24 protein-coding genes and 1 riboswitch are annotated in these 24,929 nt (G+C 68.2%); of the genes, 13 read left to right on the forward strand and 11 right to left on the reverse strand.

Annotation, left to right across the window (positions count from 1 at the left end; genetic code table 11):
• The first annotated feature begins 24 nt into the window (after positions 1–24).
• Genes KTR9_RS20230 through KTR9_RS20250 form a run of 5 tightly spaced genes read left to right on the forward strand, consistent with a single transcriptional unit; the run spans position 25 to position 4,885 of the window.
• Complete coding sequence (locus KTR9_RS20230) at positions 25–1,491, forward strand: aldehyde dehydrogenase (protein ID WP_014927913.1); 1,467 nt, start codon at positions 25–27, stop codon at positions 1,489–1,491.
• A 37-nt stretch (positions 1,492–1,528) separates the two neighbouring features.
• Positions 1,529–2,269: an SDR family oxidoreductase gene (locus tag KTR9_RS20235; protein ID WP_010840535.1), complete on the forward strand. Its 741-nt coding sequence runs from the start codon at positions 1,529–1,531 to the stop codon at positions 2,267–2,269.
• Positions 2,266–3,162, forward strand: a complete 897-nt coding sequence (locus tag KTR9_RS20240; protein WP_014927914.1) for an NAD(P)-dependent oxidoreductase — start codon at positions 2,266–2,268, stop codon at positions 3,160–3,162. The genes KTR9_RS20235 and KTR9_RS20240 overlap by 4 nt, the downstream gene beginning before the upstream one ends.
• Positions 3,159–3,548, forward strand: a complete 390-nt coding sequence (locus KTR9_RS20245; RefSeq protein WP_014927915.1) for a carboxymuconolactone decarboxylase family protein — start codon at positions 3,159–3,161, stop codon at positions 3,546–3,548. The genes KTR9_RS20240 and KTR9_RS20245 overlap by 4 nt, the downstream gene beginning before the upstream one ends.
• Before the next feature lie 8 nt (positions 3,549–3,556).
• A complete protein-coding gene (locus KTR9_RS20250; RefSeq protein ID WP_044507167.1) occupies positions 3,557–4,885 on the forward strand; it encodes an alpha/beta hydrolase domain-containing protein in 1,329 nt (442 codons plus the stop codon).
• Between the two features lie 113 nt (positions 4,886–4,998).
• Here the strand turns inward: KTR9_RS20250 and KTR9_RS20255 are convergent, their stop codons facing one another.
• Genes KTR9_RS20255 through KTR9_RS20270 form a run of 4 tightly spaced genes read right to left on the reverse strand, consistent with a single transcriptional unit; the run spans position 4,999 to position 10,098 of the window.
• The gene (locus KTR9_RS20255; protein WP_014927917.1) at positions 4,999–6,177 is read right to left on the reverse strand and encodes an alpha/beta hydrolase family protein; all 1,179 of its coding nucleotides are present in this window, start codon (positions 6,175–6,177) and stop codon (positions 4,999–5,001) included.
• The gene (locus KTR9_RS20260; RefSeq protein WP_014927918.1) at positions 6,174–7,625 is read right to left on the reverse strand and encodes a wax ester/triacylglycerol synthase domain-containing protein; all 1,452 of its coding nucleotides are present in this window, start codon (positions 7,623–7,625) and stop codon (positions 6,174–6,176) included. Before KTR9_RS20260 ends, KTR9_RS20255 begins: the two co-directional genes overlap by 4 nt.
• 3 nt (positions 7,626–7,628) lie before the next feature.
• Positions 7,629–9,284 carry an AMP-binding protein gene (locus tag KTR9_RS20265; RefSeq protein ID WP_014927919.1) on the reverse strand — a complete coding sequence of 552 codons (1,656 nt, stop codon included), beginning with the start codon at positions 9,282–9,284 and terminating at the stop codon, positions 7,629–7,631.
• Between the two features lie 16 nt (positions 9,285–9,300).
• The gene (locus KTR9_RS20270; RefSeq protein ID WP_014927920.1) at positions 9,301–10,098 is read right to left on the reverse strand and encodes a lysophospholipid acyltransferase family protein; all 798 of its coding nucleotides are present in this window, start codon (positions 10,096–10,098) and stop codon (positions 9,301–9,303) included.
• A gap of 197 nt (positions 10,099–10,295) precedes the next feature.
• Here KTR9_RS20270 and KTR9_RS20275 point away from each other — a divergent pair, with 197 nt between their 5' ends.
• The 3 genes from KTR9_RS20275 to KTR9_RS20285 are packed head-to-tail and all read left to right on the forward strand — an operon-like array spanning position 10,296 to position 12,946.
• Positions 10,296–10,937: a PaaI family thioesterase gene (locus KTR9_RS20275; protein WP_014927921.1), complete on the forward strand. Its 642-nt coding sequence runs from the start codon at positions 10,296–10,298 to the stop codon at positions 10,935–10,937.
• A complete protein-coding gene (locus KTR9_RS20280) occupies positions 10,937–11,986 on the forward strand; it encodes an alcohol dehydrogenase catalytic domain-containing protein (protein ID WP_014927922.1) in 1,050 nt (349 codons plus the stop codon). The genes KTR9_RS20275 and KTR9_RS20280 overlap by 1 nt, the downstream gene beginning before the upstream one ends.
• Before the next feature lie 45 nt (positions 11,987–12,031).
• On the forward strand, positions 12,032–12,946 hold the full coding sequence (locus KTR9_RS20285; protein ID WP_014927923.1) for an amidohydrolase family protein: 915 nt from the start codon (positions 12,032–12,034) through the stop codon (positions 12,944–12,946).
• Between the two features lie 39 nt (positions 12,947–12,985).
• Here KTR9_RS20285 and KTR9_RS20290 read toward each other — a convergent pair whose 3' ends face one another.
• The 4 genes from KTR9_RS20290 to KTR9_RS20305 all read right to left on the reverse strand — a co-directional run bounded on the left by KTR9_RS20290 (position 12,986) and on the right by KTR9_RS20305 (position 17,478).
• Positions 12,986–13,765: an amino acid ABC transporter ATP-binding protein gene (locus KTR9_RS20290; RefSeq protein WP_014927924.1), complete on the reverse strand. Its 780-nt coding sequence runs from the start codon at positions 13,763–13,765 to the stop codon at positions 12,986–12,988.
• 4 nt (positions 13,766–13,769) lie between these two features.
• Entirely contained in the window at positions 13,770–15,596 is a 1,827-nt protein-coding gene (locus KTR9_RS20295) for an ABC transporter substrate-binding protein/permease (RefSeq protein ID WP_044507170.1), read from the reverse strand.
• A 575-nt stretch (positions 15,597–16,171) separates the two neighbouring features.
• Entirely contained in the window at positions 16,172–16,441 is a 270-nt protein-coding gene (locus KTR9_RS20300; RefSeq protein WP_010840554.1) for a DUF2277 domain-containing protein, read from the reverse strand.
• 62 nt (positions 16,442–16,503) lie between these two features.
• Positions 16,504–17,478 carry an NADPH:quinone oxidoreductase family protein gene (locus KTR9_RS20305; protein WP_044507172.1) on the reverse strand — a complete coding sequence of 325 codons (975 nt, stop codon included), beginning with the start codon at positions 17,476–17,478 and terminating at the stop codon, positions 16,504–16,506.
• Positions 17,479–17,528: 50 nt separating this feature from the next.
• Here KTR9_RS20305 and KTR9_RS20310 point away from each other — a divergent pair, with 50 nt between their 5' ends.
• Positions 17,529–18,227, forward strand: a complete 699-nt coding sequence (locus KTR9_RS20310) for a class I SAM-dependent methyltransferase (protein WP_010840556.1) — start codon at positions 17,529–17,531, stop codon at positions 18,225–18,227.
• A 27-nt stretch (positions 18,228–18,254) separates the two neighbouring features.
• Here KTR9_RS20310 and KTR9_RS20315 read toward each other — a convergent pair whose 3' ends face one another.
• From KTR9_RS20315 to KTR9_RS20325, 3 genes are read right to left on the reverse strand one after another with little or no spacing between them, the layout of a single operon-like run.
• The gene (locus KTR9_RS20315) at positions 18,255–19,010 is read right to left on the reverse strand and encodes an SDR family NAD(P)-dependent oxidoreductase (RefSeq protein ID WP_014927927.1); all 756 of its coding nucleotides are present in this window, start codon (positions 19,008–19,010) and stop codon (positions 18,255–18,257) included.
• On the reverse strand, positions 19,007–19,960 hold the full coding sequence (locus KTR9_RS20320) for an alpha/beta hydrolase (protein WP_014927928.1): 954 nt from the start codon (positions 19,958–19,960) through the stop codon (positions 19,007–19,009). Before KTR9_RS20320 ends, KTR9_RS20315 begins: the two co-directional genes overlap by 4 nt.
• On the reverse strand, positions 19,957–21,333 hold the full coding sequence (locus tag KTR9_RS20325; protein ID WP_010840559.1) for a flavin-containing monooxygenase: 1,377 nt from the start codon (positions 21,331–21,333) through the stop codon (positions 19,957–19,959). Before KTR9_RS20325 ends, KTR9_RS20320 begins: the two co-directional genes overlap by 4 nt.
• Before the next feature lie 177 nt (positions 21,334–21,510).
• Here KTR9_RS20325 and KTR9_RS20330 point away from each other — a divergent pair, with 177 nt between their 5' ends.
• The 4 genes from KTR9_RS20330 to KTR9_RS20345 all read left to right on the forward strand — a co-directional run bounded on the left by KTR9_RS20330 (position 21,511) and on the right by KTR9_RS20345 (position 24,927).
• Positions 21,511–22,152, forward strand: coding sequence for a TetR/AcrR family transcriptional regulator (locus KTR9_RS20330; protein ID WP_010840560.1), 642 nt, complete (start codon positions 21,511–21,513; stop codon positions 22,150–22,152).
• An 80-nt stretch (positions 22,153–22,232) separates the two neighbouring features.
• A complete protein-coding gene (locus KTR9_RS20335; RefSeq protein WP_014927930.1) occupies positions 22,233–23,090 on the forward strand; it encodes an LLM class F420-dependent oxidoreductase in 858 nt (285 codons plus the stop codon).
• Positions 23,091–23,120: 30 nt separating this feature from the next.
• Positions 23,121–23,216, forward strand: a riboswitch (TPP riboswitch).
• Complete coding sequence (locus KTR9_RS20340; RefSeq protein WP_014927931.1) at positions 23,204–23,914, forward strand: TenA family protein; 711 nt, start codon at positions 23,204–23,206, stop codon at positions 23,912–23,914. It overlaps the preceding riboswitch by 13 nt.
• Complete coding sequence (locus KTR9_RS20345) at positions 23,899–24,927, forward strand: ABC transporter substrate-binding protein (protein WP_014927932.1); 1,029 nt, start codon at positions 23,899–23,901, stop codon at positions 24,925–24,927. Before KTR9_RS20340 ends, KTR9_RS20345 begins: the two co-directional genes overlap by 16 nt.
• Positions 24,928–24,929: the final 2 nt, after the last annotated feature.

Consider the following 24,929-nt stretch of genomic DNA (forward strand, 5'->3'; position numbering starts at 1 on the left):
CCTGTCCAGATGGAGTTCCAGCTCATGCCTCTTCGCCCCGAATCCGCGTCGGATCTGTTGATCGACGGCAAACTCACCCCCGGGAGCGGTGGCGTCTTCGACGTCGTCAATCCCGCGACCGAGGAGGTCATCGGGCAGGCGGCCGACGCCACCTCGGCCGACATGGACGCCGCCATCACGGCCGCACGCACCGCCTTCGACACCACCGCCTGGTCGCGCGACCACGCCTTCCGCGCCCGTTGTCTCCGTCAGCTGCGCGACGCCCTGCTCGCCCACGGTGACGAGCTCCGCGAACTCACCATCGCCGAGGTGGGGTGCCCGTCCTTCCTCACCCACGGCCCGCAGTTCGAGGGACCGGTCACCGATCTCGGCTATTTCGCCGACCTCGCCGAGAGCTACGAGTGGACCCGTGACCTCGGCACCGCCAAACCCATGGGCCTCAAGAACCATCGCGAGCTGCGCTCGGAGGCCGTGGGCGTCGTCGGCGCGATCACGCCGTGGAACTTCCCGCACCAGATCAACTTCGCCAAGATCGGCCCCGCCCTGGCCGCCGGGTGCACGGTCGTGCTCAAGCCCGCACCCGACACCCCGTGGTGTGCCGCGCTCGTCGGCCGGGTCGTCGCCGAGGAGACGGACTTCCCGCCCGGTGTTCTCAACATCGTCACCTCGACCGACCACCAGCTCGGCGCCCAGCTCAGCACCGACCCCCGCGTCGACCTGGTGTCGTTCACCGGCTCCACCGCGACCGGCAAGAAGGTGATGGCCGCCGCGTCCGAGTCGCTCAAGAAGGTGTTCCTGGAGCTGGGCGGCAAGTCGGCCTTCATCGTCCTCGACGATGCCGACATCGGATCTGCCTGCGCCATGGCCGCATTCAACGTCGTCACCCATGCCGGTCAGGGGTGCGCCATCACCACGCGCCTGGTGGTGCCGCGCAGCAGACTCGACGAGGCGATCACCGCCACCCGCGACGCGATGGCCGGCCTGCCCGCCGGAGACCCGACCGACGGCGGCACCATCTGCGGACCGGTCATCTCCGCCCGGCAGCGTCAGCGCATCGAGTCCTACATCGAACTCGCCACCAGCGAGGGCGGCACCATCGAGATCGGTGGCGGACGTCCCGCCGACAAGCCCGCCGGCTACTTCGTCGAGCCGACCCTGATCTCGGGCCTGGACAACTCGGCGCGAGTCGCGCAGGAGGAGATCTTCGGTCCGGTGCTGGTGATCATTCCCCACGACGGCGACGACGACGCGATCCGCATCGCCAACGACTCGCCGTACGGCCTGTCCGGCATGGTCTACGGGTCCGACGAGGAGCGGATCAACAAGGTCGTCAACGGAGTACGCACCGGGACGATGGGCGTCAACGGCGGCATCTGGTACTCCGCCGATGTCCCGTTCGGCGGCTTCAAACAGTCCGGCATCGGCCGCGAGATGGGAGTCGCCGGTTTCGAGGAGTACCTGGAGACCAAGGCCGTCGCGCGTCCGGCGTGACCCTTCGACAACCACCGACCACACAGAAAGCAGGACAATGAGTTCCAAGCGTTTCGAGAACAAGACCATCATCGTCACCGGCGCGGCAGGCGGGATCGGTGAGGCGTACGCCCGCGGGCTCGCCGCCGAAGGCGCGAACGTCGTGGTCGCCGACCTCGCCGACGACAAGGGCAAGCAGGTCGCGGCCGACATCGGCGGACTGTACGTCAACACCGATGTGGCCGACGAGGATTCGGCGAAGGCGCTCGCCGCGGCCACCGTCGACGCCTACGGCTCGGTCGACGGCCTGGTCAACAACGCGGCGATCTACGGCGGGATGAAACTCGACTTCCTCATCACCGTGCCCTGGGACTACTACAAGAAGTTCATGAGCGTGAACCTCGACGGCGCGCTCAACGTGACCCGGGCGGTCTACCCGCACATGACCAATGGTGGTGGCGCCATCGTCAACCAGTCCTCCACCGCCGCGTGGCTGTACAGCGGCTTCTACGGCCTGGCCAAGGTCGGGGTGAACGGTCTGACACAGCAGCTCGCCACCGAACTCGGCGGGCAGAACATCCGCGTCAACGCGATCGCCCCCGGGCCCATCGACACCGAGGCGACTCGGACCACGACACCCAAGGAGATGGTCGCCGACATCGTGAATCGTCTGCCGCTGAAGCGTTTCGGCACGCCGGAGGATCTCGTCGGCATGTGCTTGTTCCTCCTGTCCGACGAAGCCGGGTGGATCACCGGGCAGATCTTCAACGTCGACGGCGGCCAGGTCATCCGCTCATGAGCGAATCGACGCCCACCCGGCCGGACCCGATTCGGCTGGGATATGTCGGACTCGGCAACATCGGTGGTCCGATGGCCGGGAGTCTGGCCGCGTGGCGCGGCGGTCTGACGGTGTTCGACCTCTCGTCCGAGGCCATCGCGAAGGTCGTCGAGAAGGGGGCCGCGGCCGCGGGTTCGCTCGCCGATCTCGCCGCGTCGGCCGACATCATCGGCATCTGCGTCCTCGACGACGCCCAGGTCCGAACAGTGGTCGCCGGGCCGGACGGCCTGCTGTCCGAGGCTCGCCCGGGCACCATCATCACCGTCCACTCGACGATCGCGCCGGAGACCGCCGCCGAACTCGCCGAACAATGCGCGGCGCGCGAGGTGACATTGCTCGACGCCCCCATCTCCGGTGGCGCGATGGGTGCGGCGTCGGGCCGGCTCGCGATCATGGTCGGCGGGCCGCGTGAGGCGTACGAGAAACTGAAGGAACCGTTCGCGCTCACCGCCGACATGCTCGTCCACGCGGGACCCGAGGTCGGCTCGGGCACCCGGATGAAGCTGGCGCGCAACCTCCTCCACTTCATCTCGTTCACCGCGACCACCGAGGCCGCGCGACTGGCCGAGGCCGCCGGCATCGACATCGCCAAGCTCGGCAAGGTGGTCCGGCACTCCGACGCCGTGACCGGTGGGCCCGGGGCGATCATGTTGCGTGACACCACCGCTCCGGTCGCGGCCGACGATCCCTGGTACGGAATCCTCACCGGCGTCCGTACCCTGGGGGAGAAGGACCTGACGCTCGCACTCGCTCTCGGCGAAGAACTCGGTGTCGATCTGCCTCTCGGGCAGCTCGCGTTGCGGAATCTGGCCGCCGGGCTCGGTGTCCCCCACCTCGAAGGAGAACCAGCATGACCCGATCCGACATCTCCGGCGACGCACCCGACGAGGTGCGCAGGCGCGGACTCGCGAAGATGTCCGAGGTCTACGGCTGGGAGGTGAGCGACGGCCCGGGCGATTACTTCGCGCACACGGCCGACCAGGTGTTCGGCAACGTCTGGGCGCGCGACGGTCTGTCCAACCGCGATCGCCGATTGCTCCTGCTCGGTGCGCTCGCCGCGAGCAACAACACCGACGTCGCCGAGATCCAGGCCGGCGCCGCCCTCGGGAACGGCGAGCTCACTCCCGAACAGCTCGAGGAGATCAGCCTCTTCCTCTGCTATTACGTCGGCTGGCCGCAGGGCACCAAGATGCACTTCATGTTCGGTGAGGTGATCAAGCAGCATCGGAAGAAGAAGTGAGTCAGGCCATGCGATTCCGTGTCCTCCGCGGCGGGAACGGGTGTTCGTTGCTGAGCGCCTCACCCTTACCCGACCTCACCGCGGCCGGTTACACCGACACCGAGTACGCGGCTTCGGGGGCCGCCGACCCGGTCGTCGGTGACACCGGCGCGCCCACCGCCGAGTTCACGACCCGGATCGTCGTCCGACGCCCCACGGAGGCCGCGGCCTTCAGCGGCTGCGTGGTCGTCGAGTGGCTGAACGTCAGCAGCGGCGCCGACGCCGCGCCCGAATACTCCTATGTGGCGGCCGAGCTCGTCCGCGCGGGCCACGCGTGGGTGGGCGTGTCGGCACAGTTCGTCGGCGTCGAGGGCGGGGCGGGTTCGGTCGGCGTGGCGACCGGCGCCCCGCAGAGCCTCGCCGCCAAAGACCCGGAACGTTATGCCGGACTGCGACACCCCGGCGACGCGTACTGCTACGACATCTTCACTTCGGTGGGCCGAGCAGTCCGCGAGACCGACGCCGCCGGCCATCCGCTCGCGGGTCTGACGGTCTCCACCGTTCTCGGGATCGGCGAATCACAGTCGGCCATGGCCCTGACGACCTATGTCAACACCGTCGGTCCGGACGGGGCACCGTTCGACGGGTACCTCATCCACAGCCGCGCGGCCGCCGGGTTGCCCGCCGGTGATGTCGGTTCGGGGATCGACGTGGCGAGCGTCTTCGGGAGCGAGCCCACCACGATCCGCGCCGATCTCGACGCACCGGTGTTCGTTGTCCAGACCGAGACCGACGTCCTGACCAACTTCCGCTATCACGCCGTGCGGCAACCCGATTCGGATCGACTCCGGGTCTGGGAGATGGCGGGCACGGCACACGCCGATCTCCACCAGGTCGGTGACTTCGAGGAGTTCCTCGGCTGCCCCGACCCGGTCAACCGGGGCCAGCAGAGGTTCGTTCTCCGATCGGCGTTGCGGCACCTGCGATCCTGGGCCGAGGGAGGTCCCCCGCCTCCGGTGGCCGACCCGCTGGCCCTCCGGGACGCCGGCGGCGCCCAGCCCGTGTTCGAGCTCGACGACATCGGCAATGTCCGGGGCGGGGTCCGCACACCGTGCGTCGACGCGCCGACCCAGATCCTCAGCGGGATCGTCGCCGACCCGGTGTCCCGGATCTGTCTGCTGTTCGGAACGACTTCTCCGGTCCCCACCGACGAACTCGTGGCCCGGTACGGAACGCGCGATGAGTACGAGAAGCACTACCGGGACGCCGCAGACATCGCCATCGCGGGTGGGTTCGTCCTCGCCGAGGACCGCGACGAGTTGCTCGCCGACGCCAATCCGGAGCTGATCCCGAACTGACGACGACCCAGCCCGATTCGTGACCGACAGACTTCAACTCGACTCCCAGACTTCGATCGAAGTCTGGGAGTCGAGTTGAAGTCTGTCTGTCGCGGGTTCCGAGAATGCGGCGCTCACATCAGCGAACGCAGGCCGGTTTCGCTGTCGAACCGAGAATCAGGCGGCGGGGAGGCACGCAGGAACTCGTCCGTGGCCTGCCGGATGCTGCCCGAGATGGCGTGTCCGACATGACTACCGGAGTACCAGTGGACCTGCCCGCCCCAGTGTCGGTGTAGCTGTCGGGCGGCGGACACCGAGGTGACCCGATCGTTGAGCGCCGCGACCACCATCCGGCGTTCGGGCGTCGGGATGGGTTGCACCGCCAGCGGATTGATCACCGACGAGACCGCGCGAACCGGGTCGCTGCGCATCAGCGACGCGAGATGACGCCCCTTGGACCCGCCGCGTTCCATGTGGTGGGCGAGGGTGGCGTGCATCTCCAGCATCGGGACGACGGCCAGGACCGAGCTGATCCGGGGATCCATCGAGGCGACCATCGCCGCGATCGGACCGCCGAGCGACGTACCCGCGATCGCGATGTCGGCCGGCTCCTGGCCCTCGATCCAGGTGATGAGCGAGCGGATCTCGGCGATCGCCCGGATGGTGATGACGGTGTTGACCAGCGGGTCGAAACCCGGGTAGGCGACCTTCTCCACCCGCCGCGAGCCGTGCGCCGGCAGGACGGGGAACACCACGTCGTAGCCGAGCTTGTTGTACAGGTTGGCAGCGCGGAACGCATAGAGATCGTCGGCGCGCCCCTGGGCCGCCCCGTGCACCCAGATCAACCAGCGACGGCCGGTTCGTCGTCGCGAGAGCACGCGGACCGAGGCGATCCCGTCGGCGTAGGGGTCGGCGGCGGCGATGGACTCCGGGAGAGGAACGGCGACCGAGTAGTCGATGTGATCGAACGAGGTCGTCCCGAAGGTCTTCCGATCACGGGACACGATGCCGGGCGGCCCGGGGTCGAGGTGGATTCCCGACGGCCCCAGCGCGGCCAGTTCCTCGGCGACGCCGGCGCATCGTTGCACGCACTGTTCCACGAACTCGATCGGCGGGATGTCCCGGATCACCGAGTTGATCGCGATGAACAGCTCGTCGACGGCGGTCTCCCCGACCATGCGCGGACCGCATTCCGCCGGTGGCACTCCCGCCGCCGGGTCGCCGCGACCGGCCGCACGCGAACTGCCGATCGCGCGTGGCAGCACCTTCGCGAACAGTCCCAGTCGCGCTGCGCCGGACTCCCAGTCGATCAACTCGCCTCCCGCGCCAGCACGGCATCGTCGGTGTCCTCGGTCGGCCGCCCGAGCGCGTCGGCGGCTTCGACAGCCGCGTCGGCCACCCGCCGCAGGAACCGGGCCGGGTCGGGCATGGACTCCGGCGTCGCGATGAGCCCCATGCTGAGTTTTCCGGCGTAGCTGTACGTGGTGAGGTTGACGTCGGCGGGTGCGATCGCCAGGGCGAACGAGATCCAGTCGACGACCTCGATGTCCCCGACCCACCGAGTGGTGCGCGGACCGGGCATGTTGGCCGTGGTGATGTTGTTCATCACCAACGGCGCGCGGTGCGCGGCCAGACCGCGGAAAGCCGGTCCGAGGCGGCCGGTGTAGGTGGCCAGTGCGTCGGTCAGTTCGAACCCGACTTCGCGCCGACATCGCACGGTGGCGGCGCAGCTCTCCCCGGTGGCGGCGATCCGCTCGACCGGATCGGCCAGATCCGACCTCAGATACGCCATCGCGGTGGCGATCTCGTTGCCGTGGACGCGCGTCGAGGCCAGGTCCCGGCACACTCCGAAGATGGACACCGCGACGCCCGGCTCCTCGCCGCGGGCGATCAGTTCCGCCCGGATCGCCCCCGCGATGACGCCGTGCAGTGCCCCGTTCACGGTGGTGCCGGTGGCGAGCGCGAGCCGCTGGACGGCGGCGAGCGGGATGTCACCTGACGCGCAGACGCGTTCGGCGCCGCTGCGCGCGTTGAAACTCGTCCGGCGGACGGTCAGTGGTTTCGGGATGAGTTCGGCGTGACCCGCCTTGCGTTTTGCCGAGAACGCGCGCGCCAGGGCCGACGCCGCGGCCGGGAGATCGCGGACCATTCGCCAGGATTCCGCACGCGCCGCGCGTGCGAGCTCCCGCTCGTCGTGCTCGACCCGGGTCCGGTCGATCGGCGCACGACAGACCCGCTCGTCCGGTCCGGCGGTGGCGGCCATGAAGGTGTTGAGTGCGGCCAGACCGTCGGCGACGGCATGGTGGACACGTACGACGACCGCCTGCCGACCGCCGGCGAGACCGTGGACGAGCGTCAGTCCCCACAGCGGCCGGCGACGGTCGAGTTGCCGGACCGCGAGTTCGGAGAGGATCTCGTCGAGCTCGGCACGTCCCCCCGGGGCGGCGACCCATCGCTCGTCCAGGTGCCGGGTCACGTCGAAGTCGTTGTCGCGCACCCAGAAGGGACGGGCACGGTGTCCGCGCGCCCACGCGAGACGCTGGGTTGCGCGCGGGAACATCCCGAGGTGGTCGGGCAGGACGTCGGCGAGCTCGGCGAGGTCGAGGGGTCGTCCGCGCCGCGCGGTGTCGAGAATCGCGACCTTCAGCGTGTGCATCGGATTCGACGCCGACTCCATGTTGAGCATCAGCGCATCGGGTCCGGACATCCGTTCGGCGTCCGCACCACCGGCGGATCGGTCGATCTGCTGGACGGAGTTCATGTGTCAGCTCACCTTCCGTTCGGTCGAGGGTCCGGCGCCGAGTTCGCGCTTGAGAATCTTCCCGGTGGCGTTGCGCGGCAGTTCGTCGAGGAAGTACACGTCGCGCGGGACCTTGAACCCGGCCAACTGGTCGCGCACGTGCTCTCGGATGTCGTCGGCACCGATCTGGGCGCGCGGCGCACGCACCACGTGGGCGACGAGTCGCTGACCGAACCTGTCGTCGTCGACACCGGTCACCGCGACCTCGAGTACCTCGTCTAGCGCGTCGATGGCCTGCTCGACCTCGAGCGGATAGACGTTCTCCCCGCCGGACACGATCATCTCGTCGTCCCGGCCGACGACGAAGAGAAGCCCGTTCTCGTCGAAGCGGCCGACGTCGCCCGACACCATGTGACCGTCGCTGAAAGCCTTGGTGTCCGAGCTGGTGTAACCGTCGAATCCCGAATTGTTCGCGACCACGATGCGGCCGACCTCGCCGACGGGCACTTCCCGGTCGTCGTCGTCGAGGATGCGGACGCTGGTACCGGTGAGCGGTCGCCCGGCCGTGTCCGGCGCGACGCGCAGATCGGCCGGGGTCGCGGTGGTGATGAGGCCGGCCTCGGTGGCGTTGTAGCTGTTGTAGACCACGTCGCCGTACCGATCGAGGAACGCGACGAGCGCATCGGAGCGCATCCGCGAACCGCTCGCGGTGGCGAAGCGCAGTGTCGGCATCGGATGGTCATCGAGGACCTCCTCGGGAAGATCGGTGATGCGTTCGAGCATCACCGGCACCACCGCGAGTCCGGTGGCCCCGTGGTCGCGGACCAGCTCGAGTGTCCCCTCCGGATCGAACCGGCGCCGCATGATCATCGTGCACGACATCGTCGCCGCGATGGCCACCTGTCCGAAACCCCACGCGTGGAACGCCGGCGCGGCTATCACGATCGATTCGCCTGCGCGCCAGGGAATCCTGTCCAGCATGGCGGCGAGGGAGGCGACGTCGGTGCTTCCGCCGCGACGGGCGCCCTTGGGCATCCCGGTGGTCCCCGAGGTCAGCAACACGATACGTCCGGCGCGTGGGGGCCGGCCGGGTCGCGAGCCGCTGTTCGCGTCGATCAGGCCGTCGACGGTCGCGCCCCGGGGCGACGAGTCGCCCTCCGTCCACGCGTGGATCAGCCGCATGCTCGGGAGGCGTTGCGCCGCAGGCGCGACGACCGCGTCGAACTCCTCGTCGGCGATGAGCACGTCGGCGTGCTCGCGTTCGAGTACATCGGCGAGCTGAGGTGCGGCGAAGCCGGTGTTGAGGAGCACAGCGTCGGCGCCGAGCCGCGACGTCGCGGCGAGGGCCTCGACGAGGCCGCGGTGGTTGCGGCAGAGGATGGCGACGGTCGCGACGGATGTGCCGCCAGCGTCGCGCAATCCGACGGCGAGCGCATCGCAGCGGGCGTCGAGTTCACGCCAGGTGAGCTGACCCGCCTCGTCGATGAGCGCGATGCCGTCGGGATCGCGCGCCGCGGCGAGGCCGATACCGCTCACCGGCGACGCACCGCCGTGCCGACGCAGGTTGAGCCCCATGCGGATATAACGGTCGACCCTGAGCGAGCCGAGGAATCCACTGCGGATCAGGGTGCGAACGAGCCACAACGCGGTGGTGACGCGATCGCGGAGTTGCGAGATCATCGTCGTCTCCTCGTGGTCAGCCCAGAACCGGGAACCGGCGGGCGCGGGCGAGGTCGTCGAGAGCGTGTTGCATCCTTTTGCGCACCATCTGATCGACCTCGTCGTGTTCGGGGTTGTTACCGAACTCGGCGGTGATGTCGATCGGGTCGAGGACCTCCGTCACGAGCTTCGACGGCAGCGGGATGTTCGGCGGGAGGTGGGCGGTCAGGCCGAACGGGAAGCCGAATGCGAACGGCGCGGTGTCGGTGCGCAGGAGTCTGTCGAGACGGAGGAACCGCGCCAGCGTGTCGCCGCGATTGAGGAACAGCTGCGTCTCCTGGCCGCCGATGGTGACGATGGGGACGATCGGGACGCCCGCCTCGAGCGCCGTGCGGATGTAACCGGTTCGACCGTGGAAGTCGATGGTCGCGCTCTGGCTGCTCGGCCGCAGCGCCTCCCACTCCCCGCCGGGGAACACGATCGTCGCGGCACCCGACCGCAACGCGGCGACCGCGTTCTTGGGATGGGCGGGGAGGAAGCCGACCTTGCCGAAGATCTGCTTGCCCGATCCGGTGAAGATGAGGTCGTGGGCGAGGGTGTAGAGCGGGCGGTCGGCACCGAACTCGTCGGCAAAGGCCACGCTGATGACCGGGACATCGAACGCCAGCAATCCGCCGGAGTGGTTCGACACCAGGAGCGCGCCGCCGTCGGGCACCTTCTCCATGCCCCGGACCTCGGAGCGGAAATAGGTCTTCGCCACGAGTTTCAGGACGGGCAGCACCCGCTTCACCCAGGTCTCGTCGCGTGCGGTGAGGTCGAAGGTCTTCGCGCTCATCGGTCACATCTCCTGTGGATCGCTTGTGCGGTTCGATCGGATCACCGCTCGATCGGCTGGAGCACGACGTCCGACCCGGGGTCGATGTCCTCGAAACCGCAAAATGAGAACACGTTCTAGTGGTTGAATTAGAACACGTTCTAATTTGCGTCGCCACTGTTCGTTACCTATGCCACAACTGACTGATCGGTAGCCACATGGAGTTCACCCTGGAGGACATCTCCGAAGACGAGGTCGCGCGTCGCCGCGCGGTCTACACCCCTCTCACCGACACCGTTCGGGATCTGGTCGACGCGGTGATCCGCACCGAGGTGGCCGATGAGGACCTCGACGAGGCACGACGGCGGATCGCCGAGGTGGTGGACGACCTGCGGAGTCGCCAGATGGACGGCGCGTTCGGGGTACGACACACGCGCGAGAACACCGGGATGGCCTGGGGAAACGCGGTGATCGGGGTGCGCAACGCGCTGGCTCCGCCACTCGACGTCGTCCACGTCGACGACGGCGTCCGCAGCGCCTTCACTCTCGGCGCGGCCTACGAGGGACCACCCGGCCAGGTCCACGGCGGTGTGTGCGCGATGGTCCTCGACCACGTCCTGGGGAATGCGGCCAGCGTCGAGGGCCCCTGCTACACCGGGACCCTCACCGTCCGGTACGGGCGGCCGACACCCCTCGGCGCGCTGGTCGCGCGGGCGTGGGTGACCGAGCGGAACGGACGCAAGCGCATCGTCCGCGGCACGATCTCCGATGCGCAAGGGGTGACCTGCGAGGCCGAGGGCGTGTTCATCGTGCCCCGCGCGGCGGACGACGTCCCGTCCGTCCGCTGGTCGGCGGGCTGATGCGCGCCGCGGTGACCGGCCCAGGAGAGTTCGGCGCAGGCCGATTCCTCGTCGCCGACCTACCGGACCCGACGCCGGGCCCCGGCGAGCTCGTCCTGCGCGTGGCGGCGAACGGCATCTGCGGTTCCGACCTGTCGACCGCGCCGTTGCTCCCGCACGGGACGATCATGGGTCACGAATTCGCCGGCGAGGTCGTCGGCGTCGGGCCGGCAGACCCAGACGACGCCGGCCGGGGCCGCGCCGATCCGGCGCACTCCTTCCGGGTCGGCGATGCCGTGGCCGCCATGCCGGTGATCGGATGCCACCGGTGCCGCGCCTGTCTCACCGGTGACGTCGCGCGATGCGGGTCGGCGCGCACCCTGGGACTCGGCGTCCTCCCAGGCGGGCTGGCCGAGTACGTCCTGGTCGGGGCGGCCGAGAGCGTTCTTCTCGAGGGCATCGATCCGGTCGACGGCGCCCTGGTCGAACCACTGGCCGTGGGACTGCACGCGGTCACCCGCGCGTCCGTCCGTCCCGGGGACCGGGTGCTGGTGCTGGGCGCGGGTCCGGTCGGTCTCGCCGCGCTGCACTGGTTGTCGCGCGGCGTGGCCACCGACCTGGTGTGTTCGGACCCGTCCCCGGGCAGGCGTGCGGCGGCACTCGATCTCGGTGCGTCCACGGTGTGCATCCCCGACGAACTCCTCGCGCACGTCGGACCGGGCTTCGACGTCGTCATCGAATGCGTGGGCAAGCCGGGCATGATCGCCGCCGCCCTGGACGCGGTCGCCACCCACGGCACCATCGTCATCGCGGGCGTCTGCTTGAGCGACGACTCGTTCATGCCGGTGGCCGGGGTCGTGAAAGAGACCACGATGCACTTCGTCTCCTACTACACCGCGAGCGAATTCCGCACCGCGGCAGCCGAGTTGAGCAAGGGCGCAATCGGGTCGTCGGCGCTGGTCAGCGAGATCGTCGGGCTCGACGAGACCGACCGCGTCTTCCGCGAGCTCTCCGTGCCCAACGACCACCGAAAGGTGCTCATCACTCCGACGGTGTCGTCCGCCGGCTGAGGTGGCACTCGCGGCCGGCGGCGCACCCGGCGTACGGTCTCTGGGGTGAACAGTGCCGTTCCCGTGACCCCCGAGCCGTTCAGTACCGACGAGGCGCAGCGGGTGCGCGCGATCTGGTCAGAGCTGGACCTGCCCGGCATCATCGACGTCCACACCCACTTCATGCCGCGTCCGGTCATGGACAAGGTCTGGGCCTACTTCGACTCGGTCGGGCCGCTGGTGGGACGCGAGTGGCCGATCACCTACCGCGCCGACGAGGACGTCCGGGTGGCCACGCTGCGCGAGTTCGGGGTGCGGGCCTACTCGTCGCTGGTGTACCCCCACAAGCCGAACATGGCCGAGTGGCTGAACGGCTGGGCGCACGACTTCGCCGCCGGCCATGACGACTGCCTGCACACCGCGACCTTCTATCCGGAGGAGTCCGCCCACACCTACGTCTCCCGCGCCATCCAGGCGGGAACCCGGGTGTTCAAGTGCCACATCCAGGTCGGCGACTTCTCCCCCACCGATTCGCTCCTCGACGGCGTGTGGTCCCAGATCGCCGATTCGCGGGTCCCCGTCATCATCCACTGCGGGTCGGGGCCCGCGCCCGGCACCTTCACCGGCCCCGAGCCGATCCGCGAACTCCTGCACCGGTTCCCGTCGTTGCCGCTGATCGTCGCGCACATGGGGATGCCCGAGTACACCGCGTTCCTCGACCTCGCGCTGGAGTACCCGAATGTGCACCTGGACACCACGATGGCGTTCACCGACTTCGCCGAGGAAGACGCCCCGTTCCCCGCGGACTACCTGCCGCGTCTGGCCGACGCCGGCGAGAAGATCCTCTTCGGCAGCGATTTCCCGAACATCCCCTACGGCTACACCCATGCGCTCGAGGCGATCATCCGCCTCGACCTCGGTGCCGACTGGCTCCGAGACGTGTTCTACCGCAACGGCTCCAGGCTCTTCGGGATCGGCTGAGCCGGCGGTCGGCGAGACCCCCGTCGACAAGAACCCCGGTTACAGGACCTGGGACAGGAAGGTCCGCAACCGGTCGGACTTCGCGTCGTCGAAGACCTGTTCCGGCCGGCCGGTCTCCACGACGGCTCCGTGGTCCATGAACAGCACGTTGTCGGAGACGTTGCGGGCGAAACCCATCTCGTGGGTGACGACCACCATGGTCATCCCCTCGGTGGCCAGATCCGCCATGAGCGAGAGGACTCCCTTGACGAGTTCGGGGTCCAGCGCGGAGGTCGCCTCGTCGAAGAACATGACCTCCGGAGTCATGGCGAGCGCTCGCGCGATCGCCACCCGCTGCTGCTGACCGCCGGAGAGTCGTGCCGGACGCACGTCGGCCTTGTTGGTGAGCCCGACGATCTCGAGTTGCCGGAGAGCGACCTCGCGGGCCTCGTCCTTGCTCAGCCCCTTCAGCTTTCGCGGTCCGAGCGCGACGTTGTCGACGACGGTCTTGTGCGGGAACAGATTGAACTGCTGGAACACCATGCCGATCCGCCGCCGGAGCTCGTCCGGGTTGTCCTTGAGGACGGACCGTCCGTCGAGCAGGATGTCTCCCTGATCGGGTTCGTACAACCGGTTCAGCACACGCAGCAGGGTCGACTTACCCGACCCCGACGGCCCGATGACGGTCGTGGTGGTGCCGGCGTCGACCTGGATGTCGACACCCCGCAACACGTGCTGTTTGCCGAACGACAGGTGGAGATCGGTACCGGTCAGCGAGACGGCTTCCCGGACGACGGCGGCATTCGGGGACGGTGACTCGGACTTGCTGAGATCGGGCACGGGCCTATCCCTTCTCGACGACGGTCGGGGGCAGCGGGTCGTCCTGGACCTCGGCGGGCCGTCCGGTGCGCAGGCGCCGGTCGATGTAGTTGACCAGGTGTGTCAACGGGATCGTCAGGATGAGGTACATGATTCCCGCGGCGACGAGCGGCGAGAGGTTACCCGTCTGCGCGTTCAGGTCTCGGCCGACCGCGAACAGCTCCCGCTGGCTGGCCAGCAGCCCGAGGAAGTACACCAGCGAGCTGTCCTTGATCAGGCTGATGAACTGGTTCATCAATGCCGGGAGCACCCGCCGGACGCCCTGCGGGACGACGACGAGCCGCATCGACTCCCGGTAGCTGAAGCCGATGGCACGCGAGGCCTCGAGCTGCCCGTCGTCGACGCTCTGGATTCCCGACCGGAAGATCTCACCGATGTAGGCCGCGGCGAGCAGGGCGAGCGCGACCGCGCCGAGCCAGTACGGGTTGTTGCCGGTGATGCCCTTGACGACCGGACCCACACCGAGACCGACGATCAGGATGACGACGACCGCGGGCAGCCCGCGGAAGATGTCGGTGTAGACCCGCGCCGGCCAGCGCAGCCACCGCGACCGCGAGATCCCGCAGATCGCCAGGATCATGCCCAGGATGGTGCCGAGCACTCCCGAGACCAGCGACAGGATCAGGGTGTTGACGAGACCGGTCTTGATCAGCTCGGGGAATGATTCCTTGTAGAGGTCCCAGTTGAAGAAGGTGTCGCCGAGTTGCTCCAGGGTGCTCTTGGGCGCGGTCTCCTCCGCCGGGCCGGCCTTCTCGGCATTCTCGGCCGCGATGGCGGCGATGTCGGGCAGGTCCGGGGCGGGCGCGGCCTTGCTGCCGGGCTTCCATCCCTCGGGCAGTTCGCGGGGCACCCAGTCGACGTAGAGATCGGCGTACGTGCCGTCGGCGATGATCGCGTCGAGCCCGGAGTTGAGGGCCTCGGTGAGCCGCGGCTTGTTCTTGCCCACGGCCCAGGCGACGAAGTTGTTCACGCTGAAGGTGTTCTCGACGATCGCGGTGCCGTCGCCCTCGCGGACCGCCCCCTCCGCCTGCTGCGACGGAGCGACCCAGGCGTCGACCTGGCCACTCTTCAGATTGGCGTACGCGGTGGCGTAGTCCGGGAACTTCACCGGGTCGAGACCCAGGGTGTTGACGACGTAGTCGTCCTGGACGGTGCCCTGCACGACAGCGATCCGCGTCGAGTCGGAGAGATCGCCGAATCCCTTGATCGGGCCGGCGGTCGGCGCGACGAGGGAGAAGTACCCGAAGTCGTAGCCGTTGGTGAAGTCGACGGTCTTGCGGCGGTCGTCGGTCGTGGTGATCGACGACGATCCGACGTCGAAACGGTTGTTGGCCACCTGCGACAGAAGACCCGCGAACTCGGTGCCGTTGAACTCGACCTGCAGACCAAGCTTCGCGGCGACGGCCTTGAGGAGTTCGTTGTCGAAGCCGGTGAAGTCGCCCGCACTGTTCACACAGATGCTCGGCCCGGCATCGGACAGGGTGCCGACGGAGATCTTGCCGGGCGACAGCAGCTCCAGCTGGCCGACGTCGATCTGGTCGAGCGGCGTGGTCGACTCGGTGGTGTAGCGGTCTTCACCCCCCTGATCTGCGGCGGCGAGGTTGACCGGCGCCGCCGACGCCGACGCGAGGCCGGCCGGCGCACAGCTGTCGGCGGGGGCGGCCTGCGCACGGGGCGCCGGTCCGCCGAGGATGGTCAACAGGCCGACGATGGCGGCCGTCAGGGCCAGCGCTACGACGCGAACAGCGCGCGGCGCGGCCCCGTGGGCGCGATGGGATCGGTGGTTGGACACCGTGTCGACACTATCCGGACGCACGAGAGGTGTCCCAAATTCTTGCTCGCCGGTGGGTTTAATCCCGCGGAGCTGCGCGTTCTCGCCGACCGGCACCGAACTACGAGCCCGGGACGCGGCGCCCGCCGGTACAAAGCGTCACCGTCCCCGACCGACCGTGCGCGCCTACGTGAATTGTCTGTGTGAATTCTCGATTTGCTTGTCGGCTTCTGATGGCCGTGCTACCAATGATACAGGGAAACGGGATTTGTAACATCAATTCTCGACCGCGTCGGAATCGCGCATGTTGCGATTCATCAGACGATTGTCTCGCTCTCCCGACGGCCGTTGACGTGCTGTTACGCCGCGGCTTCCATCCTCCGTCGAATTCGAAACGAAAGCTGGAAAAACCATGCTGTCAGCAATCTTCTACGCAATCGAGGCCTTCGACAACCTGCTCTGGGACATCGCGGAAACAATCGTCACCGGAAGCGACGAAGCCGCCGGGTCGTAGATTCCTCCGCCACCCGAAATGGTTCAGCAGTAGGTATCGCCAGGCGATACCTACTGCTGAACCTGTGTGCAGGCCCGGGGCTTCAGCCTCGGGCGGCGATACGCGCCTGGACCTCGGGGCGCCGGAGCGGGGGCACCGTCTTCGGCGGCTGACGACGCTCCGGCAGGACGTCGAGGAGTGTGCGCGTGGCAGCGGTGACCGCGGTGACCGCCGCCTCGAACGCCTCGGCGTTCGCCGCCGACGGGTGGCGGACCCCGCTCACCTTGCGCACGTACTGCCGTGCAGCCGCCTCGATCTCGTCCCCCGTCGCCGGCGGTTCCAGTCCACGGAGTTCGGTGATGTTGCGGCACATGGCAGATCCCTTCGGTCGGATGCTCGTGAGGGTCGCCGCCGGGACCGCACTCAGGTGGGACCTCAGTCACCGATCTTGACGACCGCTTTGCCCAGGATCCGCCCTTCGGCGAGATCGGTCAACGCCTCGGGCAGCTGATCGAGCGTGTACGTCACGTTCACCTGGGGTTCCAGGCCGTCGGCGATCATCTGCGACAGCTCCTCGTGCAGCTTCGCGGGCAGATTCAGCTCCGGGTGGGTGCGCACGTATTCGCCCCACGCGGCACCGACGACCGCGATGTTGCGGAACAGGACCCGGTTGAGTTTGACGGTCGGGATTCCGCCCGCCGCGAAGCCCACCACGACGTACCGGCCGTCGGGCGCCACCTGCCGCAGCGCCTCGTCGAACACCTCGCCACCCGACGGGTCGATCATGACGTCGACGCCCCTGGGGACGATCTCCTTGAGCTTCGTGCCCCATCCCTCCTCGAGCTGCACGATCTCGTCGGCCCCGGCACTGCGCAGGAGTTCCTCGGCGCCCTTGCGGTGCACGATGGCGATGACCCTCGCGCCCATCGCCTTGGCGACCATGATCGACGCGGTCCCGACACCGCCGGCGGCGCCGAGCACGCCCACGACCTCACCCGGCTGGGTGTGTGCCCGCGTCTTGAGCGCGAACAGCGCGGTCTGATAGTTGATCCCCATCGCCGAACCCTGCTCGAAGGTCAGCCCTCCGGGGAGCGGGAGGAGCTGTTCGGGTGCGGCCGCGACCTGCTCGGCGAATCCGCCGACGATCGACGCCACGAGGACCTTGTCCCCGACCGCGACCGACGACCCCTCGGGTGCCGAGCGCACCACGCCGGCGACCTCGGTGCCGGGGGTGAACGGGGTCGGGACGCGCAGCTGGTACTTGCCCTGACTCATCAGCACGTCGGGGAAGCACACGCCGCACGACTTCACGTCGACGATCACCTGACCGTCGGCCGGCGTGGGGTCGGGGACGTCGGTCAACTCGAGTCCGGAGGGTCCTGTCTCTGCGGTGAGCACCTGAGCTTTCATACGGCTCACCCTACGCGGCGACCCTCACACACCCGATAGGATCTGGTGCCATGTCACAACCCGCGGCACCGTCGCCCAACGCACCCTCCACCGACCGCCTCCGCGTCGCCGACGAGGCACCCGGATTCATGCCGCTCGACGAGGCCCAGACACTCTTCGAGATCGCCGGAGAGTATCTCTCGCAACCCGATTCGACGAAGGTCGGCGTGGAGATCGGAACGTACTGCGGGAAGTCGACCGTCTTCCTCGGTTCGGCCGGCGAGGCGCACGACGCCGTCATCGTGACGGTCGACCATCACCGCGGCTCCGAGGAACACCAGCCCGGCTGGGAGTATCACGACGAGTCCCTGGTCGACGCGCACACCGGAACACTCGACACGTCGGCACGGTTCCGCCGCACCATGTTCGACGCCGGGCTCGAGAACACCGTTGTCGGACTGCTCGCGCCGTCGGCTGTCGCCGCGAAGATCTGGGGCCGCCCGGCCGACTTCGTCTTCATCGACGGCGGGCACAGCATGGAGGCGGCGCAGACCGACCTCGACGGCTGGGCGCCGTGGGTGCGGATCGGCGGCGCGCTGCTCATCCACGACGTCTTCCCCGACCCGGCCGACGGCGGTCGGCCACCGTATGAGATCTATTGCCAGGCGCTGGAAACCGGGCAGTTCACGGAAGTTCGCGCCGAAGGCTCGCTGCGTGTCCTCCGCCGTGACTCGGGCGAGGTCGGCGCGCCACTGGCACCGAAGGTCTGACACCTCGGCGAGCAGAGGGGCGCGGTACTACCCCTCCCCGGCCAGCGCGCGCACCTTGCCGAGCACGTCGGGGTAGCGCTTCAGGTGCGCACCACCGTTGACGTCGAAGGCGGCACCGGTGATCCAGCGCGTCTTGTCCGAAGCGAGAAACGTTATCGTGTCGGCGATCTCGGCCGGTTCCCCGCTCCTGCCCAGCGGGGTGTTGTCGAGATAGTCCTCGGTGAGGCCCGGCACGAAGCCGATGCCCTCGGTCAACGGCGTCATGACCAGTCCCGGCGACACCGCATTGACCCGCACCCGACGATCCGCGAGCTCGAGAGCGGCCACTTCGACCAGCATCAACACACCGGCTTTCGAGGCGCAGTACGCCCCCATGCCCGCGCCCGGCTGACGCCCGTTGAGCGACGCGACACAGATGATCGACCCGCCGTCGGCGATCCGGCGTCCGGCATGCTTGATCACGAGGAACGTGCCGGTGAGGCAGGTGTCGACGGTGTTTCGCCACGCATCGAGTTCGAGTTCGGTCAGTGCACCAGGATTCGACAGACCGGCGCAGTTCACCACGGTGTCGAACTCGCCGGCATCGGCGAAAGTCGCTGCGACCGAAGCCTCGTCGGTCACGTCGAGGTGCACCGCCGCCACCCCGTCGCGCGCGGCCGCGACCTGGTCGGCACGTTCGGTGTCGCGGTCGGCCACGATCACCTGCACACCTTGCTCGACGAACGCGTCGACCGTGGCGAGACCGATGCCGGAGGCACCCCCGATCACAATCGCCCGGCTCATCGCGTCCCGGTCCCCACGACCTCGGACCTCGACACCAGATGCCTGGTCAGGAAGCCGATCTCGTGTGCGACGCATGGTTCGAAGTATTCGTTGCCCGCAAAGACGTCGAAGTGATCGCACGGGTAGTGGCGAACCTCGGCGTGCGCCTTGAACGCGGTCTTCGACGCCGCGTGCGGCGGTGCGGCGGAGTCGAAGTCGGCGATCTGGAAGAGCACCGGGGCATGGACACGGGTGGCGTACTTGTCGACCCGGAAGGACCCGACCTCGAGCCCGACCGACGCGTCGACCTCGTTGCGCCACGACGGCCCGGCGATGGCGCGATAGCTCTCCAGGAACCCGGGCGCGGTCAGCGCGGCACCCACGTCGCCGGGTTCGCCGACGACGCGCATCATCTTCGGCGTGCGGCCGAGCCGCCGCGCCACCGAACTGGCCACCGCGGTGGCGGTGGATCGGGCGATGGCCGCCCCGCCGACCTGCGCATAAGCGACACGACCGGCCGCAAGACCGTTGACCAGCGGGACCACCGCGATGACCGCGGCCACGTCGGTGCGATCGGCGGCGACGGTGAGCGCGTGCCCGCCGGACTGGGACACACCCCAGAGGATGATCCGCTCGGGGTCCACTCCCGGCTGCTCGCTGGCCGCGGTGACCGCCGCGCGATAGTCGTCGGCCTGGCGTTCCAGTGAGATCTGTTGTCGCGGATCACCTCCGGACAACCCGAAACCGCGGTAGTCGAACGCGAGGACCGCCAGACCGGCGGCCGCGAAACGCTGTGCGTACGGGGCCAGGCCCGAGTCCTTCGTCCCGGCGAAGCCGTGCGCCATGACGACGACGGGGCGCTTGCCGTCGATCTCGAATGCCGACGACTCCGCGCCCGGGAAGAACCAGGCATCGCAGTCGGCGTCGGTCGAGCGGAAACGTACGGTGGTCGCACCGTCGGGGGTGCTCATGCGGAGACTCCCTTCGTGACCAGGTCCGCGGTGATCCCCGCCCAGGTCGGCGGCCCCTGCTGCCGGGCACGGCGGATGCCGGCCGGGATCTCCTTGGTCCGCATGTTGTGTTCGTAGAGATAGTGATCGAGCTGCTGTGTGTGTCGCGGCCGGTCGAGCATGTGCCCCGTGTAGTACTGCATGTCCGCCTCGATCGTCTGTCGCATCTCCGGCACCGAGGGAAGCCGGTAGTGTCCCGTCGCGTAGGCCCCGATCAGCCGCGCCTGGCACTCCACGAACGGGAACAGGGTCGGAACCGCCTGTGCGAACCCGGCGAAGACGAGGTCGTCGATCCCCGGGTAGAACATCCGCTTGTAGAGATCGATCCGGTTGTCGGGCGCACTGATGAAGTCCGGGTCGAAGAACGGGAACGTGATGTTGTACCCCGTCGCGTAGATGATGATGTCGAAGTCGTCGGCCGTCCCGTCGTCGAAATGGACCGTGGACCCGTCGAATCGACTGATGTTGGGTTTGGGGATGACATCGCCCGACCCCAGGCGGAGCGGCAGTTCCACCGACTGGGTCGGATGCGCCTCGAAGAACTTGTGATTCGGCGTCGGCAGGCCGTAATCCTCTGGGCGGCCCGCGGTCACCGGCTGCATGACCTGGACGAACTTCCGCTGCCAGGACGTGGGCAGGTACGGCGTCGACCGGTAGTACTTGTCCGCCGGTTTGCCGCCGAAGTACTTCGGCACGATCCACGCACCCGACCGTGTGGAGAGGGTCAGCTTGTTGTCCAGCGCCTTCGACGACAGTTCCACGGCGATGTCGGCCGCGCTGTTGCCCAGTCCGACCACCAGGATGCGCTTGCCCGTGAAGTCGTGCGGGGTACGCGGATCGATGTAGTGGTGGGCATGCATCTCGATGCCGTCGAAGTCGCCGGGGAAGTCGGGCCACCGCGGATCCCAGTGATGACCGTTCGCCACCACCAGCAGGTCGAACCGTCGACGTTCGCCGTGCTGGGTCTCCAGTTCCCAACCGCCGCCGTCCAGCCGGGTCGCGTGCTCGATCCCGTTGGTGAACTCGATCGACGAGTACAGATCGAAGGCCTCGGCGTACGAATCGAGATACGCCTTCACCTGGGTGTGGTGCGGGAAGTCGGGGTAGTCGTCGGGCATCGGGAAGTCCCGGAACGACAACTGATGCTTCGAGGTGTCGATGTGCAGCGACCGGTAGGCGCTGCTGTGACCGTTCGGGTTCCCGAACGCCCAGTTGCCGCCCACCCTGTCCGAACTCTCGAAACAGGTGTACGGGACGCCGTAGTCGGTGAGCATCTTCCCGGCGGTCAGCCCGCTGATTCCGGCGCCGATGATCGCGGTTGTTGGTAAAGGCACACTGCCCCCTCGATGGACCCGCTGGGGTCACGATGTGGATGTAGACACAATCTGATTTGTGTCTACACGATGGGACGTATCGTGTACACAGAATCCGCGAACTGTCTACGACGTATCTGCTTCCCACCCCGAGCGGACACCCGGACACACGGCGCGCGACGACCCCGAACGCAGGAGATGCCGGTGACCGAAGCCTCGACCACGACGGTCCACGAGCGGTTGCTCGACGCCACGCAGAAGTTGCTCGCGGACAAGGGCATCCGGGCGACCACCATGCAACAGGTCGCGGAGTCGGCGGGCGTGTCCCGCGCGTGGCTGTATCGGCACTATCCGGACAAACCGTCCATGATCGGCGCGACGATCGTCCGCCTGACCGAATCGTTCTGGCGCGACGCCCGTGCCGAGCTCGACGCCATCGGCGACCTGGCCGGCCAGCTCACCGCCGGGGTGCGTATCGGTCGAGGCGCCTACGACGACCCGGGCACGCTGCTGTTGAGGCTCCGCACCGAGGAGCCGACCGAGTTCGCCGAATGCGCGGGCGTCGGCGTCGTCAAACTGATCCCCGACCTCGCGGCGTTCTGGCTCCCCTTCGTCGAGCAGGCCGTCGACCGGGGCGAGATACACCCCGCGCACGATCTGCGCGAGGTGTCCGAATGGGTTGCGCGCGTGCTGATCAGCCTCGGCACCTCGCCCGGCGAGGCACTCGACATCGACGACGCCGGGCAGATCCGGCGTCACCTGGACCTCTTCGTCATGCCGGCGCTGTCCACACATCCGCGTGATCGAACGGCCGGCGCCCACCGGCCACCCCTGGCCTGAGTGACGCCGATCACCTAGACTGGTGTCCAGTCAACCGTCCGGATCGTGCGGACGACCGAACGACGCCGTCGGAGGGCCACATGGATTTCGGGATCGTGCAGTTCACCAGTGACCGGGGGCTCAAGCCCCATGTCCTGGCTCCGCTCATCGAGGATGCGGGGTTCGCGTCGTACTACGTCCCCGAACACGGACACATTCCGACGCGACGCGACGCCGCACACCCCCGCACCGGCGACGAGACCCTTCCCGACGAGCGCTACATGCGCACCCTGGACCCCTGGACGTCACTCGCCGCCGCGGCAGCCGTGACCGAACGCATCCGACTCGCCACCGCGGTGGCCCTGCCGGTGCAGTCCGACCCCATCACTCTCGCCAAGACCATCGCGACGCTCGATCACATCTCCGACGGAAGAGTCACTCTCGGTGTCGGATTCGGCTGGAATCTCGACGAACTCGCCGACCACGACGTGCCGCCGAAGCGGCGGCGGACCATGCTCCGGGAATACCTCGAGGCGATGACCGCCCTCTGGACGCAGGAAGAAGCCGAGTTCGCCGGCGAGTTCGTCAACTTCGGCCCCAGCTGGGCGTGGCCCAAGTCGACCCAGTCGCACATCCCGGTGCAGGTGGGCGCGGCGGGCAACGAGAAGAACTTCAAGTGGATCGCGCGCAGTGCCGATGGGTGGATCACCACCCCCGGCGAGGAGGACATCGAGGGATCGGTGTCCCTGCTCAAGCAGATCTGGTCCGACGCCGGCCGCGACGGCGAGCCCGAGATCGTCGTCCTCGACTTCCGGCCGGTCCCCGAGAAGCTCGAGAAATGGCGCGAGATCGGGGTCACGACAGTGCTGTACGGCCTGCCCGACGACTCGGTCGAGCGCGCGACCGGATACCTCGCGAAGCTGGCCGGCAAGCTGGGCATCGAGCCCGCGGTCGTCTAGGCCCCCTGCTCCCTTCTGCTAGCCTGGTTCCGTTCTGACACGGGGTGCTCCGCGACCGCGGGGCTGAGATGAGACCCGAGAACCTGACCAGGTAATGCTGGCGAAGGGATGTCATGTCTTTGCGTACGCTTTTGTCCGATACCGGCCGCTTCACCGATCAGCTGTGGGACCAGACCTCCGACCTGAGGGCGGCGATCGACGATCTCGAGTTCCTGCGCCGCCTCGGGGACGGGACGTTGCCCCTCGAGGTGTTCCGCACCTACCTGGAACAGGATTCCCTGTACCTGGCCGGGTACTCGAGAGCACTCGCGATCCTGGCGTCGAAGTCGCCGGATCCGCAGACCGCGGCGTTCTGGGCGAATTCGTCGGCAACCGCGGCCGCCGTCGAGGTCACCCTGCACGGCGACCTGCTCGAGGGAGGCCAGTTGCCGCCGCGGCAGGGTGAACCCGAGCCGTCGACCGCCTGCCTCGGGTACGTGTCCTATCTGATCGCCACCGCCGCGACCGAGTCGTACGCGGTCGGCGCGGCCGCCGCACTGCCCTGCTTCTGGATCTACGCCGATGTCGGCCGAGGACTTGCCGCGAACGCCGCCGCGGTTCTCGCCGCCGACCCGAACCATCCCTATGCACAGTGGGTGACCACCTACGACGCCCCGGAGTTCCAGGAGTCCGCCGCTCGGGCAAGGGAATTGGTGGATGCGGCAGCGGCGTCCGCCGGCGCGGACGAGCAGGCCGCGATGACCGCGGCGTTCACCGTCGCCACCCGGTACGAGCTCATGTTCTGGGACACCGCGTTGCACCCCTACGCATGGCCCGCCGCATGATCGGCCGCGTGCACCGCATCCTCGCCGGGTTCGTCGTCGCGATCGCGGTGTTGTCGACAGCCACCGCGTGCGGGTCGGACTCCGCCTCCGACGACACCATCCGATTCGCGCTCGACTGGACCCCGAACACCAACCACACGGGACTGTTCGTGGCGCAACAGCGCGGCTTCTTCGCCGAGTCCGGGCTGGACGTCGAGATACTGCCCTACAACAACACCGCCGTCGACACCGTCGTGGACGCGGGGAACGCCCAGTTCGGGATCAGCACCCACAACTCGTCCACCTTCTCCCGGGCCTCGGGCGCGCACACGATCTCCGTGCTCGCGCCGCTGCAGCGATGGGCGACGGGTATCGGGGTTCGGGCCGGTCGTGACGACATCGCGAGCCCGAAGGACCTCGACGGCAGGACATATGCCGGGTTCGGCGACCCCGGCGAGGAAGAGACCCTCAAGCAGGTGATCCGGAACGACGGCGGCACAGGAGATTTCACGTCGGTGACCCTCGGCACCTCCGCGTACGAGGCCGTCTACTCGGGGCGGGCGGACTTCACCGTCTCCTACCTCGCCTGGGAGGGCATCGAGGCCGAGCATCACGGAACCCCGATGAAGTACTTCCACTACACCGACTTCGGATTCCCGGAGGCCTACGCGATCGTCGTCGACGCCAACGAGGACTGGCTGGCGGAGAATCCGGAGCGTGCGGCGAAGTTCGTACGGGCGCTGCAACGCGGCTACCAGGCCGCGGCCGACGACCCGGACGCGGCCGCCCGCGACCTCATCGAGGCCAACCCCGGCGCGTTCAACGACGAACAGCTGGTGATCGAGAGCCAGCGGATGCTCGCCGACCGGTACATGAAGGATGCCGAGGGCAAGGTCGGCACGCAAACGCTGGAACAATGGGCCGGCAACTCCGGATTCCTCTACCGCAGTGGACTTCTCACCGGTCCGGACGGCGCTCCGCTCACGACCGAACCGGACTGGTCGACCTACTTCACCAATGAGTACCTGGGCTGAGT

The sequence above is a fragment of the Gordonia sp. KTR9 genome, from assembly GCF_000143885.2.
Taxonomy (GTDB): domain Bacteria; phylum Actinomycetota; class Actinomycetes; order Mycobacteriales; family Mycobacteriaceae; genus Gordonia.